Origin of the sequence: Lysobacter soli (assembly GCF_003382285.1) — a bacterium.
Lineage (GTDB): Bacteria > Pseudomonadota > Gammaproteobacteria > Xanthomonadales > Xanthomonadaceae > Lysobacter_J > Lysobacter_J soli.
The window spans coordinates 192,296-210,436 of the sequence record NZ_QTJR01000006.1 but is presented as its reverse complement, the minus strand read 5'-3'; the positions used below and the strand labels follow the sequence as shown (position 1 = coordinate 210,436).

The window sequence follows — 18,141 nt, the reverse complement described above, 5'->3', positions numbered from 1 at the left end:
CCACAATCGCCGCCACGCACAGGTTAGCCCGCCGGCCGTGCACGGTGGAATGCACCGCGCTCACGGCCCGCGTCGCGCGGCACCGGCTTGCGCGGCGCTCACGCGACGTTCGCATTGCGGGCCGTCACGCGGCGACCGCGTCGCGCTCCAGCGATTCCAGCCACTCGTCGTCCGAGCCTTCGGACACGCCCTCGAACAGGAAGGTCGACAGGTAGCGCTCGCCGGTGTCGGGCAGCACGGCCAGCAGCACCGAGCCTTCCGGCGCGCTTTCGGCGACCTTCAGCGCCGCGGCCACGGTCGCGCCCGCCGAGATGCCGACGAACAGCCCTTCCTCCGCGGCAAGGCGCCGCGCGGTATCGCGCGCGAGCACTTCATCGACCGGCAGCACTTCGTCGGCGACGGTGCGGCTGAGCACGGCGGGGAGGAAGTCCGGCGTCCAGCCCTGGATCTTGTGCGGTTGCCACTCCTTGCCCGACAGCAGCGCCGCGCCGGCGGGCTCGCTGGCGATGACCTTCAGGTCCGGACGCGCGAGCTTCAACACTTCGCCGGCGCCGGTGATCGTGCCGCCGGTGCCCCAGCCGCTGACGAAGTAGTCCAGCCGCTTGCCAGCGAAATCGCGCAGGATTTCCGGGCCGGTCGTGCTGCGGTGGTAGGCCGGGTTGGCTTCGTTCTCGAACTGGCGCGCCAGGAACCAGCCGTGCTTCTCGGCCAGTTCCTTCGCGCGGCGCACCATGCCGGTGCCGCGCTCGGCGGCGGGCGTCAGGATCACCTTCGCGCCGTATGCGCGCATCAGTTTGCGGCGTTCAACGGAGAAGGTTTCCGTCATCACCGCGACGAACGGGTATCCGCGCGCCGCCGCGACGAGTGCGAGCGCGATGCCGGTGTTGCCCGAAGTCGCCTCGACGATGGTCTGTCCCGGCTTGAGCAGGCCCTTGCGCTCGGCGTCGAGCACGATGGCGAGCGCGAGACGATCCTTCACCGAGCCGCCGGGATTGAACGATTCGACCTTCGCGTACAGCGTCACGTGCTTCGGCGCGATGCGATGCAGCTTGACGATGGGCGTGCTGCCGATGGTGTCGAGGATGCTGTCGTAAAGGGCCATGGCGTTGCCTCGTTTCGATGTAGGGGTGGTGTTGCAGGAATCAGGCGGCCGCGGCGATGGCCGGCGCGCCACGCAGCGGCGGCGCGCCGAACCAGTGCAGCGTGTCCGCGAGCGCGGCGACTTCGCCCACGATCAGCAGCGCCGGCGATTGGACGTCGTGTTCGCGCGCGCGCTGCGCCAGGTCCGACAGCGTGCCGACGATCACGCGCTGGTTCGCACGCGAGCCGTTCTCGACGATGGCGAACGGCGTCGACGCGGCACGTCCGTGTTCGATCAGGCGCGCGCTGAAGCGGTCCAGGCCGGCGACACCCATGTAGACGGCGAGCGTCTGGCGTTCCTGCGCGAGCGCCTGCCAGTCGAGCGTGTCGTCGGAGTCCTTGCAGTGCGCGGTGACCAGCCGCACCGACTGGGCGTGGTCGCGATGCGTGAGCGGCACGCCGGCATACGCGGCGCATGCGAGCGCGGCGGTGATGCCGGGCACGACCTCGAAGTCGATGCCCGCATCGCGCAGCACTTCGAGCTCCTCGCCGCCGCGGCCGAACACGAACGGATCACCGCCCTTCAGGCGCACGACGCGCTTGCCGGCGCCAGCGTGGTCGAGCATCAGCGCGTGGATCTGCGCCTGCGTCGCGTGGTGGTTGCCGGCCTGCTTGCCGACTTCGATGCGCTGCGCGTCGCGTCGCACGAGTTGCATCACCTCGTCGCTGACGAGGCGGTCGTGCAGGATCACGTCGGCTTCGTTGAGCACGCGCAGCGCACGCAACGTGAGCAGGCCCGGATCGCCCGGGCCCGCGCCGACGAGCGCGACGCTGCCGCGCGAAGAAGGGACTTCGGCGTGCAGTTGCGCCGCGAATTCGCGTTCGGCGGCCAGATGCTGCCGCTTGCGCAGCAGCGCCGGCACCTTGCCGCGCAGCAGGCGGTCGAAGAAACGGCGTCGTGCGCCGAGCTGCGGGAAGCGCGCGCGGATGCGCGTGCGTTCGCGGCCAAGCAGGTTCGCCAGCTCGCCCAGCGATGCGTCGAGCTGCGTTTCCAGCGTCTCGCGCAGGTGGCGCGCGAGCATCGGCGCGGCGCCGCCGCTGGAGATCGCCACCTGCAACGGACCGCGGTCGACGCGCGCCGGAATCTGCACGGTAGACGCCTGCGCGTCGTCGACCACGTTCACCCAGAGACGGCGCGCCTCACCGGCCTCGGCCACGGCGCGGTTCACGACGTCGTCATCGGTGGCGGCAATCGCCAGCCACGCGTCATCGAGCCAGTGCGGCGCGAATTCGCCAGGCAGATGTTCGATGTCGCCACGCTCGGCCAGCGCCGCCAGTTCCGCGTTCAGTGCCGGCGCGCCCACGCGCACCCGCGCTCCGGCCTCGCGCAACGCCGTGGCCTTGCGCAGCGCCACCGTTCCGCCGCCAACGACCAGCACGGTGCGGCCATGCAGGTCGGCGAACACGGGGAAGAGGGGGCGCGAAGCCTGCGGATCTGAGGCCACCGGACTGCTCATGGCATCGAAGCGAAACGGAGGGATTCCGTGACGCTACGCATGCACCCCGACGTGCGGAAATGACGCCGCCGCCTGCGGTCATGCCGTTTCGGAATGACCCGGCCGGGCCCGGCGAGGGCGCGGCCGCGCAGCGCGGCCCCGCGCTGGACACGGCCGGCCGCGCAGGGTAGTTTTTGTTCATCCCTTTATTCGTATCGAGCGATATATGAACGCGGCCGCCGTTCGGACCACGTGTTGTCGGTGCACGTCGAAACCGACCGCCGCCCGCACGCCCGGGCCCGACCTGCCGCCTTCGCCACTCGCTCCGACATGACCCTTACCCAGCTCCGCTACCTCGTCGCCATCGCCGATTCCGGCCTCAACATCACGCTGGCCGCCGAGCGCGTGCACGCGACGCAGCCCGGTTTGTCCAAGCAGCTCAAGCAGCTGGAGGACGAGCTGGGCTTCCAGTTGTTCACGCGCAAGGGCCGCAGCCTGGAAGCGGTCGCGCCGGCCGGCGAACGCGTGCTGATGCACGCGCGCCGCATCCTCGAGGAAGCCGGCAACATCCGCGCCTACGCCGCCAACGAACGCGGCCAGCACAGCGGCCAGCTGGTCCTGGCGACGACGCACACGCAGGCGCGCTTCGTGCTGCCAGAGGCCATCGCCGCGGTGAAGCGCGAGTTCCCGCAGGTGAGCATGCACCTGCAGGCGGTCGCGGGCGATGAAGTGCTGGAACTGCTCGCGCGCGGCGAAGCGGACCTGGCGGTCATCAGCACCGCGGGCGGCGAGCCCGAGGGCGGCGTCGCCGTTCCGCTGTATCGCTGGCGCCGTCTCGTGCTGGTACCGCGCACGCATCCGCTGTCCAAACTGAAGCGCGCGCCGACGCTGGCCGAACTCGCCGCGCATCCGCTGGTGAGTTACGAGTCGTCCACGCGCGCCGAGTCGTCGCTGCGCCGCACCTTCGTCGACGCCGGGCTCGAACCACAGCTGGCGATGACCGCGCGCGATGCCGACCTCATCAAGACCTACGTGCGTGCCGGCCTCGGCGTCGGCGTGCTGGCGGAAATGGCGGTGGGCGCGCGCGACGAAGACCTGGTGGCCTTGCCCGCACCGGACGCCTTGCCCGAATGCGTGACCTGGGCGGTGATCCCGCGTGCCCGCGTGCTGCGCGAATATGCGCTCGCGCTGCTGCACGGCATCGCGCCGCAGCTGGATCGCCGCGACCTGCGCCGCGTTCTGGAAGGCAACCTGGAGCCGCAGTGGCCGAAGGCGCCGTCGTGGCGCGAGCTGAGCCAGCCCATCACCACCTGACGGCCACGCCGTCGAACATCGCGACCGTCATCGAAACGGGAGAGCCGTCATGCCGCTGGTCACCCTCACCGTACGCAAGCCCAAGCCCGTCGTGTTCAAGACGAAGGTGCTCGATGCCGTGCACGCGAGCCTGGTCTCCAGCGGCGTGCCGCAGGCGGATCTGTTCCAGCGCGTGTTCGAACTGGACGCCGACGACTTCCGTTTCGATCCCAGCTATCCCGATCTCGCGTCGCCACGCACGGTCGACTTCATGCTGATCGAGATCCTGTGGTCGGTCGGGCGCAGCGTGAAGGTGAAGAAGAAGCTGCTGGCCGAACTGATGGATCGCCTCGCGCAGGCGGGGCTCGATCCCGAACACGTGATGGTGGCCTTCAAGGAAACCACGTGGGAGAACTGGTCCTTCGGTGGCGGGCGCCTGATTCATACCTGAGCGTCCGCATCGGATCCGCCGCGGTGCGGTGGATCGCCCGGTTACAGCAGCGCCATCCACACGGCCATGCCGCCGAGCGTGCCGAGCACCGCCGACGCGAGGGCGCGCCGGAACCACAGCGATTGCGCGGTCGCGGCGGACGTCAGCACCGAGTCGTCCGGCGCAAGCCCCACCATCGAGATCAGCACCAGCAGCGCGACCAGGATCGGGCAGCAGATCGCGTTGCCGAGCGCAACATTCACCATCCACTGCACGGCCGAAAGGATTCCCGCCAACGCCACCCACGACCATCCCAGGCCGCGCGCGATGAGCGGCCGCTGCCAGCGCATGATCGCGAAGACCGACCACGCCAGCAGCGCGGTCGTGATCACGGAGCGCAGGAAGTCGAACGCGGCGTATCGCATCCACACGATGGTGGGTGCGGGCGCGTCGGAAACCGGTCGGAGTGCTTCCCCGAAGCCGCGTGGCGGCTATCCGGTCAGGCCGCGTTCGGCTCGTCGAAATGCAGGCCGCACTCGCGCTTCAGTCCGAAGAAGCGCGTGTCTTCCTCGTTCATGCCGGGCTGCAGCGGGCGCGTGGTGTGCACGTCTCCGATCGACACATAGCCCTGGTGCCACAGCGGGTGGTAGGGCAGGTCGTGCTGCTGCAGGTACTGCCAGACGTCGCGATCGGTCCAGTCGGCGATGGGGTGCAGCTTCCAGCGCCCGTCGCGCAACTGCAGGAAATCGATCGCCGCGCGGCTGCGCGACTGGCTGCGGCGAAGGCCGGCGATCCACGTGCGCACGCCCAGGTCGTCGAGCGCGCGCTGCATCGGCTCGACCTTGCGCATGCGGTTGTAGCGTTCGATGCCTTCCAGGCCGCTCTCCCACAGCTTGCCCAGGCGCGCTTCCATCCACGCGATGCCGATCTGCGGGCGATACACCTTGAGGTTGAGGTGCAGGCGTTCGGTGAGCTGGTCGATGAAGCGGTAGGTTTCGGGGAACAGGTAGCCCGTGTCGATGAGGATCACCGGCAGGTCCGCACGCTGCTGCGTCGCCAGATGCAGCGACACCGCCGCCTGCGCGCCGAAGCTCGACGACAGCGCGTGTTCGCCGGCGGTGTGTTCCAGCGCCCAGGCGATGCGCTCGGACGCGCTCAGTCCGCCCAGCCACGCATTGAGTTCGGCCAGTGCGCGGGGCGATTCGGCGGCGGTGATGGGGTCGGGCGGGCTCATGCGGCGTTCTCGGTGACGGCGTGTTCGGTGACGGCGTGCTGCAGTTGGAGTTCGATGGAGGATCGGGGCGGAGCGACGATGCCGGCGCGCACCAGGAAATCGCCGAAGCCTTCTTCGTCGCGACGCTCGCCGGCGTAACGCGCGAAGAGCGGATCGAGGGCTTCGAGGATCTGCGGCTGCGCCACGTTCTCGCGATACATCGTGTTCAGGCGCTGGCCGCGGTGGTCGGCGCCGAGCATCAGGTTGTAGCGGCCAGGTGCCTTGCCGACGAGCGCGATCTCGCCCAGGTACGGACGCGAGCAACCGTTCGGGCAGCCGCTGATGCGCAGGTGGATGGGTGCCTCTCGCAGGCCGTGCGCGTCGAGCAGGACCTGCACCGCGTCGGTGAATTCGGGAAGGTAGCGCTCGGCTTCGGCCATCGCCAGGCCGCAGGTCGGTAGTGCGACGCAGGCCAGCGCGTTCTTCACCAGCGGCGTCGCCGAGACGTGCGTGTCCAGGCCGTATTGCGCGACCAGCGCATCGACGCGTGCGCGCAACGCGGCGGGTATGCCGGCGATGACGAGGTTCTGGTTCGGCGTGAGGCGGAACTGCGCATCGCCCGCCTCGGCATCGAGCACGCGCGCGATCTCGCGCAGGCCGGTCAGATGCGAGAGGCCGTCGCGATCCCAGATGCGCCCGGCGACGATGCGCAGCGTCAGGTGCGCGCGGCCGTCGCCTCCTTCGACCCAGCCGAAGCGGTCGCCGTTATGGACGAAATCGAACGGTCGCGCGTCGGAGAGGGCAAAACCCGCGCGCCGTTCGACTTCGCCCTTGAACCAGTCGAGGCCGCGATCGTCGATGGTGTACTTCAATCGCGCACGCTTGCGCAGCACGCGGTTGCCGAAGTCGCGCTGCGCGGTGACGACCGCGACGGCGACCTGCGTGAGCTGTTCCGGCGTGACGAAACCGATCACGTCGCCCAGGCGCGGATACGTTTCCGGATCGCCGTGCGTGGCGCCCATGCCGCCGCCGACGCTGACGTTGTAGCCGAGCAGTTCGCCGGTCGCGTCGATGACGGCGATGAAGCCCAGATCCTGCGCGAACACGTCCACGTCGTTGTATGGCGGGACCGCGAAGCCGATCTTGAACTTGCGCGGCAGGTAGGTCGGGCCGTAGACGGGTTCGTCCTCGCTGCCGCTGCCGGCGACGCGCTCCTCGTCGAGCCAGATTTCGTAGTACGCGCGGGTGTTCGGCAGCAGGTGTTCCGACAGCGCCGCGGCGTGCGCGAACACCTGCGCGTGCGCCTGCGACTGCAGCGGATTCGCCGCGACGGCTACGTTGCGGTTCACGTCTCCGCACGCCGCCAGCGTGTCGATCAGCGCGGCGTTGATCGCCTGCATCGTCGACTTGAGCTCGGTCTTGATCACGCCGTGGTACTGGAACGCCTGCCGCGTGGTGATGCGCAGGCCGCGCTCGGCGTAGGTCGTCGCGATGTGGTCAAGCTTGAGCCACTGCGCCGGCGTCACTACGCCGCCGGGCGTGCGCGTGCGGATCATGAAGGCGTACGCCGGTTCGAGCTTGGCCAGGCGACGTTCCTCGCGGATATCGCGATCGTCCTGCTGGTAGCTGCCGTGGTACTTGATCAGCGTCTGGTCGTCGTCGTTCAGCGCACCGGTGACCGGGTTGGCGAGCGACTCCAGCAGCGTGCCGCGAAGGCGCCCGCTCTGCTGCTTGATGTCCTCGACGGAATGGCTGCTCATCAATACACGTCCCGCGCGTAGCGCCCCTGCTGCTGCAGGGTGTTGAGGTAGTCGTCGGCGTCTTCGGCCGACTTGCCGCCGTGTTCGGCGATCACCGACAGCAGCGCCGCGTGCACGTCCTTGGCCATGCGCGTGGCGTCGCCGCAGACATAGAGGTGCGCGCCGCCTTCGAGCCAGCCGAAGAGGTCGCGCCCGCGTTCGATCACTCGGTCCTGGACATAGACCTTGTGCGCCTGGTCGCGCGAGAACGCCAGGTCGAAGCGATGCAGCGATCCGTCCTTCAGCGCCTGCTGCCATTCGACCTGGTAGAGGAAATCGCTGCGGAAATGCGGGTTGCCAAAGAACAGCCAGTTGCGTCCCGTCGCGCCGACGGCGGCGCGTTCCTGCACGAATGCCCGGAACGGCGCGACGCCGGTGCCGGGGCCGATCATGATCACGTCGCGGGACGCATCGGCCGGGAGGCGGAAACGCTCGTTGTGTTCGATGAACACCGGCAGCCGCGCGCCTTCCTCGCTGCGTGCGAAATGGTTCGACGCCGCGCCCCAGCGCAGGCCGTCGCCATCGTCGTATTCGACGTGGGCGACGGTCAGGTGCACTTCGTCGCCGACGTGCTTCTGGCTGGAGGCGATGGAATACAAGCGTGGAGTCAACGGACGCAGCGCGGCGACGAGTTCGTCCGGGCTCCACGACGCCGGATAGCGGCGCAGCAGGTCCAGCACCTGCGCTTCGTTCAGCAGCTTCGCCAGCGCGGGTTGCCGGTCGGGAGCGAGCAGGCCGTTGAGTTCCTCGCTGCGCGATTGCGCGGCGTGACTGGCGACGAACGGGCGCGCCAGCTTCGTGAGCTCGCGCTTCTCGCCGAGCCACTGCCGCAGCGGCAACCGCTGGCCACCGTGTTCGACGACGACGTCGGCGTCGAGTTCGCCCGTGCGCAGGATCGCCTCGACCAGCGCCGGCGGATTCACCGGCCACAGGCCGAGCGCGTCGCCGGGCTCGTAATGCAGGCCGGAGCCTTCCAGCGACAGTTCGACGTGCCGGACGTCCTTCACGCTCCCGCGCGCGGTGATGCGCTGGTTCGCGAGCAGTTCGGCGGCGAAGGGCGCGTCGCGGCCGTGCAGCGGCGTTGCCTGCAACGGACGCAGCGGCGTGACGGTCGCGAGCGGCGCAGCAGGCTTCAGCGCCTCCTTCGCCTTCGCCAGCGCCTGCGCGACCCACGGCTCGGCGATGGTTTCCAGGTCGAGGTCGGCATCGGCGCGCGGCAGCAGGCGCGTGGCGCCCAGTTCCGCCAGCCGCGCGTCCAGCCGTTGGCCGATCGCGCAGAACTGCGGGTAGCTCGAATCGCCCAGGCCCAACACGGCGTAGCGCAGCTGCTTCAGTTCGGGCGCGCGCTTGCCGGCGATGAAGTCGACCAGCGCGCGGGCATCGTCCGGCGGATCGCCATCGCCCTGCGTGCTGATGACCAGGTACAGCGTGCGTTCGTCCTTGAGCTCGCGCGTGGGGTAAGCATCGGCACGCAGCAGGCGAACGGGCAGGCCGGCGGCTTCGCTCTGGCGCGCGAGCTGTTCGGCCAGCCGCTTCGCGTTGCCGGTCTGGCTGCCGTAGACGATCGTCAGCCGCCCGGCGGGCGCGGCGTCGGCGACCGGCGCTGTAACCGTTTGCACGCCGGCGGTGCCGCGCGATGCGAGGCCGGCGGCGTAGCCGGAAAGCCACCACAGGCCGTTGCTGTCGAGTCCGTCGGTCACGCGCGCCAACGCCGCAAGCCGGTCCTCGGTAAGGGGGGCGGCAAGCGCGGCGGAAACGTTTGGCAGGGTGGCCGACATGGGCAACGGGAAAAAGGGGACCGTTGCAGGCTAGGTCCCGGCGGCGGCCACCAGAAAGGATGAGGGGTTATGCGCTCATGCCGGTGGCTTATTTCCGGCCGGAAGCACCGCCGTTCCTACAATGTGGTCAACTTGCCGCGAGCGTCCGCCGCGCCCGCCGCCCCATTTCGCAAGATCAAGATCCGATGACGTTGCCCCTGGACCTGAGCCATCTCGACCGCCTCGAAGCGGAAAGCATCCACATCCTGCGCGAGGTCGCGGCCGAGTTCCGCCATCCGGTGATGCTGTATTCCATCGGCAAGGACAGCTCGGTGCTGCTGCACCTGCTGCTGAAGGCGTTCGCGCCGGCGCGCCCGCCGATTCCGCTGCTGCATGTGGATACCGGCTGGAAGTTCCGCGAGATGATCGCCTTCCGGGACCAGCGCGCCAGGGACACCGGCGTGCAGCTGCACGTACACACCAACGCCGAAGGCATCGCGCAGGGCATCGGTCCGATCACCCATGGCGCCACCGTGCACACCGACGTGATGAAGACGCAGGCGCTGAAGCAGGCGCTGGACGCGGCCGGTTACGACGCGGCCATTGGTGGGGCGCGTCGCGACGAAGAGAAATCGCGCGCGAAGGAACGCATCTTCTCGTTCCGCAACGAACAGCACCGCTGGGATCCCAAGCACCAGCGCCCCGAGTTGTGGAACCTCTACAACACGCGCATCCACAAGGGCGAATCGGTGCGCGTGTTCCCGCTGTCGAACTGGACCGAACTCGACGTCTGGCTGTACATCTATCGCGAGAAGATCCCGGTGCCGTCGCTGTACTTCGCGGCGCAGCGCCCCGTCGTCGAACGCGACGGCGCGCTGATCATGGTCGATGACGAGCGTCTGCCGCTGCGCGATGGCGAATCGCCGCAACTCAAGCAGGTGCGCTTCCGCACACTGGGCTGCTATCCGTTGACGGGCGCGATCGAATCCGACGCCGACTCGCTGGAGAAGATCATCGCCGAAATGCTGGTGGCGACGACGTCGGAACGACAGGGGCGCGTGATCGACCACGACCCGACCGCGTCGATGGAAAAGAAGAAGCAGGAAGGGTATTTCTGATGACGCGCGCACACGACGCGGGCGCGACGATCGCCGCCTACCTCGCCCAGCACGAAACCAAGGGCCTACTGCGTTTCATCACCTGCGGCAGCGTCGACGACGGCAAGAGCACGCTGATCGGCCGGCTGCTGTACGAAAGCCGCGCGTTGTTCGACGACCAGTTGACCGCGCTCGAGAAGGACAGCCGTCGCCACGGCACGCAGGGCGAGGCGATCGACTATGCGCTGCTGCTCGACGGACTATCCGCCGAGCGCGAGCAGGGCATCACCATCGATGTCGCGTACCGCTTCTTCAGCACCGAAAAGCGAAAGTTCATCGTCGCCGACTGCCCGGGTCACGAGCAGTACACGCGCAACATGGCGACCGGCGCGTCCACGGCCGATGTCGCCGTCGTGCTGGTCGATGCGCGCAAGGGGCTGCTGCCGCAGACGCGCCGGCACAGCTACATCGTGTCGCTGCTGGGCATCCGCCACGTGCTGCTGGCGGTAAACAAGATGGATCTGGTCGATTTCGATCGCGCGGTGTTCGACGAGATCGAAGCCGGTTATCGCGAGCTCGCCGCCACGCTCGGCATCGAACAGGTGCAGGCCATTCCGTTGTCGGCGTTGCAGGGCGACAACCTGATGGGGCGCTCGGAACGCACCGCGTGGTACGGCGGCCCCAGCGTGCTCGAATACCTGGAAACGGTCGACGTGTCTCGCCAGGCGCAGGACGTCGGCTTCCGTCTTCCCGTGCAGTGGGTCAACCGGCCGAACCAGGATTTCCGCGGCTTCGCGGGTACGGTGGCGGCGGGCGAGATTCGCCCGGGTGACGAGATCGTCGCATTGCCGTCGGGCCGTCGTTCGCACGTGGCGCGCATCGTCACCGCCGATGGCGACCTCGCTGTCGCGCGCGAAGGCCAGGCGATTACGCTGACGCTGCGCGACGAACTCGACGTCAGTCGTGGCGACGTCATCGCCGACGCGCATCGGCCGGCGCAGGTCGCCGACCAGTTCGCCGCGCAGGTGCTGTGGATGGGCGAGCAGCCGCTGCTGCCGGGCCGTCCGTACTGGTTGAAGATCGGCACGCGCACCGTCAGCGCCAGCGTCACGGAGATCAAGCACAAGACCGACGTGAACACGCAGGAGCCGCTGGCCGCGAAGCACCTGGAACTCAACGAAGTCGGCTACTGCAACCTCTATCTCGACCAGCCGGTGCCGTTCGAGGCTTACGCGGACAACCGCACGCTCGGCGGCTTCATCCTGATCGATCGCCAGACCAACGCGACGGTGGCCGCCGGCACGCTGCAGTTCGCGCTGCGCCGCGCGGGCAACATCCACTGGCAGCACCTGGATGTCGACAAGGCCGCGCGTGCGCGCATCAAGGGGCAGAAGCCACGCGTGCTGTGGTTCACGGGCCTGTCGGGCTCGGGCAAGTCGACGATCGCCAACCTCGTCGACAAGCGCCTGCACGCATTGGGCTACCACACCTTCATCCTCGACGGCGACAACGTGCGCCACGGCCTCAACAAGGACCTTGGCTTCACCGACGAGGATCGCGTGGAGAACATCCGCCGCGTGGCCGAAGTCGCGAAGCTGATGAGCGACGCGGGCCTGATCGTGCTGGTGAGTTTCATCTCGCCGTTCCGCGCCGAACGCCGCATGGCGCGCGAGCTGTTCGCGCCGGGCGAGTTCGTCGAGGTCTACATCGATACGCCGCTCGCCGTGGCCGAGAAGCGCGACGTGAAGGGCCTCTACGCGAAGGCGCGCGCCGGTCAGCTGCGAAACTTCACCGGCATCGACTCGCCGTACGAAGTGCCGGAAGCGGCGGAGCTGTCGCTCGACACGGTGTCCGACAATGCGGAACGACTCGCGCAGCGGGTGATCGATTTCCTGACGGAGTGACGTAGGAATAGTCGGTCGCGCAACGAAACACCCCGGCGAAAGCCGGGGTTTTTCTTTCGTGCATAACGAACCGGTATCAGGCTGTTCGCACGGTTTTCTTGCGCACGATCTCGTAAAGGAACAACAGCGCGACGGCGCAGATGATCGAGACGACGAAGCCGATGAAGCCGCCACCGGGGTAGATCAGGCTGCCGATGTACGCGCCGACGATGCCGAGCAGGATGGTGAGGATCCAGCCCATCGGATCCGCTCCGGGTTTGAAGAACCGCGCCAGCACACCAATGACCGCACCGATGATGATCGTGTAGAGCAGACTGCCCATGACGTTCTCCTTGGGTGGTGATGCCGGCGCAGCGTAGCAGCGCCGGAACGGGGCGGCGATCGGGCCGACGAACGGTCGCCATGGTGTGCGCGTAAACAAAAAACCCTCGCCGGAGCGAGGGTTCTCTGAGGCCGCCGGATAACGCGATCAGCAGCAGCCGTGGCCGCCGTGGCGATCGCCGCTGTCGGGCGCGACCGACGCGCCGGTCGTCTCGCCGCGCAGGCTCGCCTGGTGGTGTTCGGCGATCACCCGCGACACGCACGCCGTCACGCGCTTGCCCATCGGGATGTGCAGGAACTCGTTCGGACCGTGTGCGTTGCTGTGCGGGCCGAGCACGCCGGTGATCATGAACTGCGCACCGGGGAACTTCTCGCCGAGCATGCCCATGAACGGGATCGAGCCGCCTTCGCCCATGTACATCGCCGGCTTGCCGAAGAACTCGCGGCTCGCCGAATCGATGGCTTTGGTCAGCCACGGCGACTGCGCGGGTGCGTTCCAGCCGGAGGAGGACTTCTCCAGATCCAGCGTCACCTTCGCGCCGTTCGGCGGATCCTTCGTCAGCACTTCGCGCAGCAGTTCGCCGGCCTTCTTGCCGTCGAGCGTGGGCGGCAGGCGCAGCGACAGCTTCACCGAGGTGTACGGACGCAGCACGTTGCCGGCCGACGCCAGCGGCGGCATGCCGTCCACGCCGGTCACCGACAGCGCGGGACGCCACGTGCGGTTGAGCACGAGCTCGGCCAGATCCGACGCCATCGGCGTCATGCCGGGCAGGAACGGGAACTTGTCGAAGATCGCCGTGTCGAGCACCTTCGCCGCTTCGCGCGCCTGCGCGAGGCGTTCTTCCGGAACATCCACGAACAGGCCGTCGACGCGGATCTTGCCGGTGTTCTCGTCTTCCAGTCGCGAGAGCAACTGGCGCAGCAGTCGGAAGCTCGACGGCACGATGCCGGACGCATCGCCCGAGTGCACGCCTTCTTCCAGCACCTTCACCGTGAAATTGCCGCCGGCGAGGCCGCGCAGCGAGGTCGTGCACCACAGCTGCTCGTAGTTGCCGCAGCCCGAATCCAGGCACACCACCAGCGAGGGCTTGCCGATGCGGTCGGCGAGGTGGTCGACGTACGCGGGCAGGTCGTAGCTGCCGGACTCCTCACACGCTTCGATAAGGATCACGCAGCGCGCATGCGGCAGTTGCTGCTCCTGCAGCGCGAGCACGGCGGTGAGCGAGCCGAAGATCGCGTAACCGTCATCGGCGCCGCCGCGGCCATACAGGCGGTCGCCCTTGATGACCGGATTCCACGGGCCGAATTCCGGATCCCAGCCGGTCATTTCCGGCTGCTTGTCCAGATGGCCGTACAGCAGCACGCAATCGTCGTTGCTGCCGCCGTTGGACGCCGGGATGTCGATGAAGATCAGCGGCGTGCGGCCTTCCAGGCGCACCACCTCGACCTTCATGCCGGGAATCGGCTGGGCCTTGGCCCAGGTTTCCATCAGCTTGACCGCATCGTCCATGTAGCCGTGCTTGACCCAGTCGGCGTCGAACATCGGGGACTTGTTGGGAATCTTGATGTACTCGACGAGCTGGGGAACGATCTCGTCGTCCCATTTGTCGCCGACGTAGCGGTCGACCTTGCTGATGTCCATGGCGGATGCGGCCTCGTAGCGGGGGACGACAAGTTTACGCCTCCGTGACGGCGGGCCGGCTCCCGAGGCAGCGCCGGAGGCTTCCGATACGCCGGCGGATTGTTCCGACGTACAGCGAAATGGCGCCTACGCATAGTTGCGGCGGTTTCCTTGCCGTTTTCGGCGGATCGCCCGATAGGGCCGGCTGTCCCCGCTCCGGAGACTGTGTTGGCCGCCCATGCAGCGCTTCGGCGGCCATCCAACCATCCACGTCGTGGGCCCGTCCGGGCCCAAGGAGATGCTCATGCAATCGTTCGAAACCAGGTCCCCGGCTGTCCGATCCTTCGCGATGTTCGTCCGGGCCCTGCTGCTGTCGCTGGTCCTCACCGGTACGGCCATGGCCGCCGAGACCGTCAACATCAACACCGCCGACGCGGCCACGCTGGATCGCGTGCTGGTGAACATCGGCCCCGCCAAGGCGGAAGCGATCGTCGCCTACCGGAAGACCAACGGCCCGTTCCGCAGCGCCGATCAGCTCGCGCAGGTTCCGGGCATCGGCCTGAAGACGGTGGAGAAGAACAAGGACCGCATCGCGATCGGCGGCGGCGCGCCCGCTACGGCAGCCGCAGCCAAGCCCGCACCGGCAGCGTCGGCGGCCAACGCATCGAAGCCGGCTGCCACCAGGCACTAGGGGAGGGGCGCATGCCGGCCCGGCGCCATCGACGCGATCCGGCACGCCGGTCGCGCCGGGCCGGCACTGCGATCGCCGATGGTTCGATCGCTGGAGCATTGCGACCCGTTCCGAAGTCCGCACGGAAGCCGCCCGCTAGACTGTGGCGAACGACTACCGGACGTGACGGATGGTTCCCGAGCAACACAGCCGTTCGCGGGTGATGCCCGCCAACGAATACCGGCGCGAGCGCTGGCGCAACCAGATGGGCTGGACGCGCGAGATCCACGCCGGCCGTCTCGACGATGCCGCGCCGGACGCACCGTGGGATTGGCGGCTTTCCATCGCGGAGATCGAGCGCGATTCGGATTTCTCGGCCTTTCCCGGCATTGATCGCGAGCTCGTGCTGCTCACCGGCAACGGCGTGCGTTTGCGCTTCGACGACGGTGAGTCGCACGAACTCCATCCGCCACACGATCGCCTGCGATTCGCCGGCGAACGCAAGGTGATCGGCGAACTGCTCGATGGCCCGACGCACGACTTCAACCTGATGTGGCGACGCAACCGGGTGCGTGCCGCGCTGTGGCACCGGCCACTGGTGGGACCGATGGTGCTGTTCGCCGATCCGGGCACGACGTGGGTCGCGCACCTGATCGCGGGGCAGGCGCAATTCGCGGACGACTCGGGTCTTCCGCCGATGTCGGCGGGCGACACGGCGTTCTTCGACGCAGGCAGCGAACGGCTTCGCCACATGATCGATGGCGGTGGCGAACTGCTCGTGATCCGGATCGAGCCGGTCGAAGGCGCGCGCTGACGACGACGCGTCAGTAGACGTCGCGGCAGTACCGCCCGTCCGCGGCCATCGCTTCCAGCGCATCGAGGCCGACGGTGTCGCGCAACACGGCATCCACGGCGGGCGCCATGCCTTCGAGGCTGCCGCACACGTAAACGGCGGCGCCGTCGGCAATCCATTCGCGCAGGCGTCCGCTGTGTTCGCGCAACACGTCCTGCACGTACACGCGCTGCGCGCCGTCGCGGGAGAAGGCGAGGTCGAGATGTTGCAGATGGCCTTGGCGGAACCAGGCTTCGATCTCGTCGCGATGGTGGAAGTCGTGTTCCCGCTGGCGTTCGCCGAAAACCAGCCAGTTGCGGCGATGGCCGGCGAGTGCACGCGCCTTCAGATGCGCGCGCAAGCCAGCGAGGCCGGTGCCGTTGCCGACGAGGATCATCGGCCGGTCGTCCTCCGGAGCATGGAAAGCGATGTTGCGGCGGATGCGGACGTCGATGGTCGCGCCGACATCGGCATGCGCAGTCAGCCAGCCGCTGCCGCAGCCCAGCCGCCCGTCGAGATGACGCATCTGGCGGACGAGCAGGTGCAGCGCGCCATCCTGCGGCACGGAGGCGATGGAGTACTCGCGATGCGGCAGCGCTTCCAGCAGGTTGGCCACGGCTTGCGCGGAATGACCTTGGATGGCTGCGGGCTCCGGAAGGCGCGAGCGCTGGAGCAGGGTCGCCAATTCCAGCGTTTCGCCGTTGTGTTCGACGGTCGCGTCGCCGTCCTGGTTTGCGGTGAGCAGCCAGGACGCCACCTCGGGCGGAGCATGTCGCGGGCCGATCTCGGCGATGTCGCCGGCTTGCCAATCGAGGTCGCCCGCGTCCATCGGCAACAGCGCGACGTGATACGCCGGTCCCCCGACACTGCCGGGATTGAGCCATCGCCGTTCCTGCAAGCGCCACGGGCGGTAGCGCGGCGCGCTCCAGTCGGCCAATGCGGTGTGACCGGCAAGCTGACCGAGTCGATGCTGCCAATGCCGCAGCGCGCCGGCGTCGCCGGCGTCCACGTCGATGCGGTCGAACATCGGCTGCGCGCCGCTGTGATGCAGCCATTGATCGAGGCGACGACCGAAGCCGCAGAAGCGGTCGTAGGCGCGATCGCCCAGCGCGAGCACGGCGTACTCAAGCCCCACGAGCGTCATCGGCTGGCCGAGCACGTGACGGGTGAAGCCAAGCGCGTGGTCGGGCGGATCGCCTTCGCCGGTGGTGCTGGCGATGAACAACGCCCGGCGATGCGCGCGCAGCACGTCCGCATCGACACGATGCAGTGGCAACACGCGCACCGGCATTCCCGCGTCGCGCAGCGCCTGCGCGGTGTGCTCGGCGAGTTGCTGGCCGAAGCCGGTCTGGCTGGCCCATGCGAGCAGCATCGCGTCGTCGCCACCGGCATCGGGAACGTCAGACGCGGCTCGATCCGCGCGCGCATCGAGCCACGTCGACACGCACAACCCGACGAAGGCCAGTGCGACCACCATCGCGAGTACCCAGCTGCCGGCGCGGGGCGAGGCGACCCACCATGATTCCGTCTGCCAATAGCCGAACGCGACGATCGCCGCGAACAGCGCTGCCAACGCGACGCCGTTGCCGAGCCACGCGCGGATCGAACTTCCCGCTTTCGAACGCGTCGCGCTCATGCTTGCAACAGCGCCTCGAATGCCGGCGTCATCCGCTCCTCGACGATGTCCGCGAAGCCCTGCGTTGAAGGTCGCACGTCGACGAAACGTGCCGTCAGCCCATGCGCCTTCGCGACTTCCATTCCCTCGTGCGTCCCCAGCACCGTGAGCGCAGTCGCCCAGGCATCGGCGCGCATGGCATCTCCCGCGGCGACCGTCACCGCCACCGGCGCATTGGTTACCGGATGTCCGCTGCGCGGATCGAGCGTGTGGCTGATGCGGCGGCCGTGATGCTCGCGCCGGTGCCATCGATCGCCCGACGTCGCGACCGCAAGGCCGTCGAGCGCGAGCACGTGCGGTTCGCGCGCGTCGTCTTCATCCCCATCCCAGCCTTCCACGATGACGCGCCACGGAGTGCCGTCGGGCTTTCGTCCGAAGCCGAACAGCTCGCCGCCCACTTCCACCAGCGCCGCGTCGACGCCGCACGAACGCAGGTGCGCAGCGACGGCGTCCACGCCGAAGCCCTTCGCTATCGCGCACAGGTCCAGCCGCGTTCCGCCGGGCTGCAGCACGCGGCGTTCGTTGCGATCGAGCACCACGCGGCGCCATTGCACCTGCGCGCGGGCAGCCTCGGGCGAGAAGCGTTCCGTCGTCGCGCCCGAGGGCCCGAAGCCCCAGCCGTCGACCAGCGGCCCGACCGTAGGATCGAAGGCGCCGCCGCACGCGTGGGCGACGTCGAGCGCGCACGAGAGCACGGCGAAAAACTCCTCGCGCAATGCGTGCCAAGAACCGGCATCGGCCGCGTTGTAACGGCTGAGGTCCGACGCCGCTTCCCAGTTGCTCATCTGCGACACCACGTCGTCCAGCCGCGACTGGACGCCCGAATGCAGCGCATGCAGGTCGGCGTTGCGTGGCGAGACGAGCTTCACCGACCAGGTCGTGCCCATCGTCGAGCCGCCGAGGACATCGACGGCGCGTGTGACGGACGCTGCGGGCGCGTGCATGTTCACGGT

16 protein-coding genes are annotated in these 18,141 nt (G+C 68.4%); 6 read left to right on the top strand and 10 right to left on the bottom strand.

All coding sequences use genetic code 11. From position 1 onward, the window contains the following. Window positions 1-124: 124 nt before the first annotated feature. Window positions 125-1,102, bottom strand: coding sequence for a cysteine synthase A (cysK, locus tag DX912_RS10885; RefSeq protein ID WP_115842535.1), 978 nt, complete (start codon window positions 1,100-1,102; stop codon window positions 125-127). Window positions 1,103-1,142: 40 nt separating this feature from the next. After that, window positions 1,143-2,597, bottom strand: coding sequence for a siroheme synthase CysG (cysG, locus tag DX912_RS10880; protein WP_115842534.1), 1,455 nt, complete (start codon window positions 2,595-2,597; stop codon window positions 1,143-1,145). 309 nt (window positions 2,598-2,906) lie between these two features. Between cysG and DX912_RS10875 the strand changes: the two genes are divergently transcribed. Both DX912_RS10875 and DX912_RS10870 read left to right on the top strand, forming a co-directional pair. Next, a complete protein-coding gene (locus DX912_RS10875; protein WP_115842533.1) occupies window positions 2,907-3,890 on the top strand; it encodes a LysR family transcriptional regulator in 984 nt (327 codons plus the stop codon). Window positions 3,891-3,939: 49 nt separating this feature from the next. Beyond that, a complete protein-coding gene (locus DX912_RS10870) occupies window positions 3,940-4,320 on the top strand; it encodes a tautomerase family protein (protein WP_115842532.1) in 381 nt (126 codons plus the stop codon). Between the two features lie 41 nt (window positions 4,321-4,361). Here the strand turns inward: DX912_RS10870 and DX912_RS10865 are convergent, their stop codons facing one another. From DX912_RS10865 to DX912_RS10850, 4 genes are all read right to left on the bottom strand, one after another. Then, window positions 4,362-4,724: a hypothetical protein gene (locus tag DX912_RS10865; RefSeq protein WP_115842531.1), complete on the bottom strand. Its 363-nt coding sequence runs from the start codon at window positions 4,722-4,724 to the stop codon at window positions 4,362-4,364. A gap of 74 nt (window positions 4,725-4,798) precedes the next feature. After that, complete coding sequence (locus DX912_RS10860) at window positions 4,799-5,533, bottom strand: phosphoadenylyl-sulfate reductase (protein WP_115842530.1); 735 nt, start codon at window positions 5,531-5,533, stop codon at window positions 4,799-4,801. Beyond that, a complete protein-coding gene (gene cysI, locus DX912_RS10855) occupies window positions 5,530-7,272 on the bottom strand; it encodes an assimilatory sulfite reductase (NADPH) hemoprotein subunit (protein WP_115842529.1) in 1,743 nt (580 codons plus the stop codon). The genes DX912_RS10860 and cysI overlap by 4 nt, the downstream gene beginning before the upstream one ends. Further along, window positions 7,272-9,089, bottom strand: coding sequence for an assimilatory sulfite reductase (NADPH) flavoprotein subunit (locus DX912_RS10850; RefSeq protein WP_115842528.1), 1,818 nt, complete (start codon window positions 9,087-9,089; stop codon window positions 7,272-7,274). Before DX912_RS10850 ends, cysI begins: the two co-directional genes overlap by 1 nt. A 185-nt stretch (window positions 9,090-9,274) precedes the next feature. Here DX912_RS10850 and cysD point away from each other — a divergent pair, with 185 nt between their 5' ends. Beyond that, window positions 9,275-10,186: a sulfate adenylyltransferase subunit CysD gene (cysD, locus tag DX912_RS10845; protein WP_115842527.1), complete on the top strand. Its 912-nt coding sequence runs from the start codon at window positions 9,275-9,277 to the stop codon at window positions 10,184-10,186. After that, a complete protein-coding gene (cysN, locus tag DX912_RS10840; RefSeq protein ID WP_115842526.1) occupies window positions 10,186-12,069 on the top strand; it encodes a sulfate adenylyltransferase subunit CysN in 1,884 nt (627 codons plus the stop codon). The genes cysD and cysN overlap by 1 nt, the downstream gene beginning before the upstream one ends. Before the next feature lie 76 nt (window positions 12,070-12,145). On the opposite strand, the gene DX912_RS10835 is transcribed toward cysN, so the two are convergent. Together DX912_RS10835 and DX912_RS10830 are read right to left on the bottom strand one after the other, a co-directional pair. Then, window positions 12,146-12,391 (bottom strand): GlsB/YeaQ/YmgE family stress response membrane protein, encoded by a 246-nt coding sequence (locus DX912_RS10835; RefSeq protein WP_115842525.1) that lies wholly within the window; start codon window positions 12,389-12,391, stop codon window positions 12,146-12,148. A gap of 147 nt (window positions 12,392-12,538) precedes the next feature. Further along, window positions 12,539-14,032 carry a M20 family metallopeptidase gene (locus tag DX912_RS10830; RefSeq protein ID WP_115842524.1) on the bottom strand — a complete coding sequence of 498 codons (1,494 nt, stop codon included), beginning with the start codon at window positions 14,030-14,032 and terminating at the stop codon, window positions 12,539-12,541. A gap of 283 nt (window positions 14,033-14,315) precedes the next feature. Here DX912_RS10830 and DX912_RS10825 point away from each other — a divergent pair, with 283 nt between their 5' ends. Continuing rightward, complete coding sequence (locus DX912_RS10825; protein ID WP_115842606.1) at window positions 14,316-14,702, top strand: ComEA family DNA-binding protein; 387 nt, start codon at window positions 14,316-14,318, stop codon at window positions 14,700-14,702. A 169-nt stretch (window positions 14,703-14,871) separates the two neighbouring features. After that, window positions 14,872-15,495: a HutD/Ves family protein gene (locus DX912_RS10820; protein ID WP_115842523.1), complete on the top strand. Its 624-nt coding sequence runs from the start codon at window positions 14,872-14,874 to the stop codon at window positions 15,493-15,495. A 10-nt stretch (window positions 15,496-15,505) separates the two neighbouring features. Here the strand turns inward: DX912_RS10820 and DX912_RS10815 are convergent, their stop codons facing one another. Together DX912_RS10815 and DX912_RS10810 are read right to left on the bottom strand one after the other, a co-directional pair. Continuing rightward, on the bottom strand, window positions 15,506-17,149 hold the full coding sequence (locus tag DX912_RS10815; protein ID WP_115842522.1) for a flavodoxin domain-containing protein: 1,644 nt from the start codon (window positions 17,147-17,149) through the stop codon (window positions 15,506-15,508). Further along, the gene (locus tag DX912_RS10810) at window positions 17,146-18,132 is read right to left on the bottom strand and encodes an FAD:protein FMN transferase (RefSeq protein ID WP_115842521.1); all 987 of its coding nucleotides are present in this window, start codon (window positions 18,130-18,132) and stop codon (window positions 17,146-17,148) included. Before DX912_RS10810 ends, DX912_RS10815 begins: the two co-directional genes overlap by 4 nt. Between the last annotated feature and the right edge of the window lie 9 nt (window positions 18,133-18,141).

Coding starts and splice junctions, on each gene's coding strand:
- DX912_RS10860 (WP_115842530.1), bottom strand. CDS start 5,533: ATGAGCCCGCCCGACCCCATCACCGCCGCCGAATCGCCCCGCGCACTG.
- DX912_RS10810 (WP_115842521.1), bottom strand. CDS start 18,132: ATGCACGCGCCCGCAGCGTCCGTCACACGCGCCGTCGATGTCCTCGGC.
- DX912_RS10825 (WP_115842606.1), top strand. CDS start 14,316: ATGCAATCGTTCGAAACCAGGTCCCCGGCTGTCCGATCCTTCGCGATG.
- cysG (WP_115842534.1), bottom strand. CDS start 2,597: ATGAGCAGTCCGGTGGCCTCAGATCCGCAGGCTTCGCGCCCCCTCTTC.
- cysD (WP_115842527.1), top strand. CDS start 9,275: ATGACGTTGCCCCTGGACCTGAGCCATCTCGACCGCCTCGAAGCGGAA.
- cysN (WP_115842526.1), top strand. CDS start 10,186: ATGACGCGCGCACACGACGCGGGCGCGACGATCGCCGCCTACCTCGCC.
- DX912_RS10875 (WP_115842533.1), top strand. CDS start 2,907: ATGACCCTTACCCAGCTCCGCTACCTCGTCGCCATCGCCGATTCCGGC.
- cysI (WP_115842529.1), bottom strand. CDS start 7,272: ATGAGCAGCCATTCCGTCGAGGACATCAAGCAGCAGAGCGGGCGCCTT.
- DX912_RS10865 (WP_115842531.1), bottom strand. CDS start 4,724: ATGCGATACGCCGCGTTCGACTTCCTGCGCTCCGTGATCACGACCGCG.
- DX912_RS10820 (WP_115842523.1), top strand. CDS start 14,872: ATGGTTCCCGAGCAACACAGCCGTTCGCGGGTGATGCCCGCCAACGAA.
- DX912_RS10835 (WP_115842525.1), bottom strand. CDS start 12,391: ATGGGCAGTCTGCTCTACACGATCATCATCGGTGCGGTCATTGGTGTG.
- DX912_RS10870 (WP_115842532.1), top strand. CDS start 3,940: ATGCCGCTGGTCACCCTCACCGTACGCAAGCCCAAGCCCGTCGTGTTC.
- DX912_RS10815 (WP_115842522.1), bottom strand. CDS start 17,149: ATGAGCGCGACGCGTTCGAAAGCGGGAAGTTCGATCCGCGCGTGGCTC.
- DX912_RS10830 (WP_115842524.1), bottom strand. CDS start 14,032: ATGGACATCAGCAAGGTCGACCGCTACGTCGGCGACAAATGGGACGAC.
- cysK (WP_115842535.1), bottom strand. CDS start 1,102: ATGGCCCTTTACGACAGCATCCTCGACACCATCGGCAGCACGCCCATC.
- DX912_RS10850 (WP_115842528.1), bottom strand. CDS start 9,089: ATGTCGGCCACCCTGCCAAACGTTTCCGCCGCGCTTGCCGCCCCCCTT.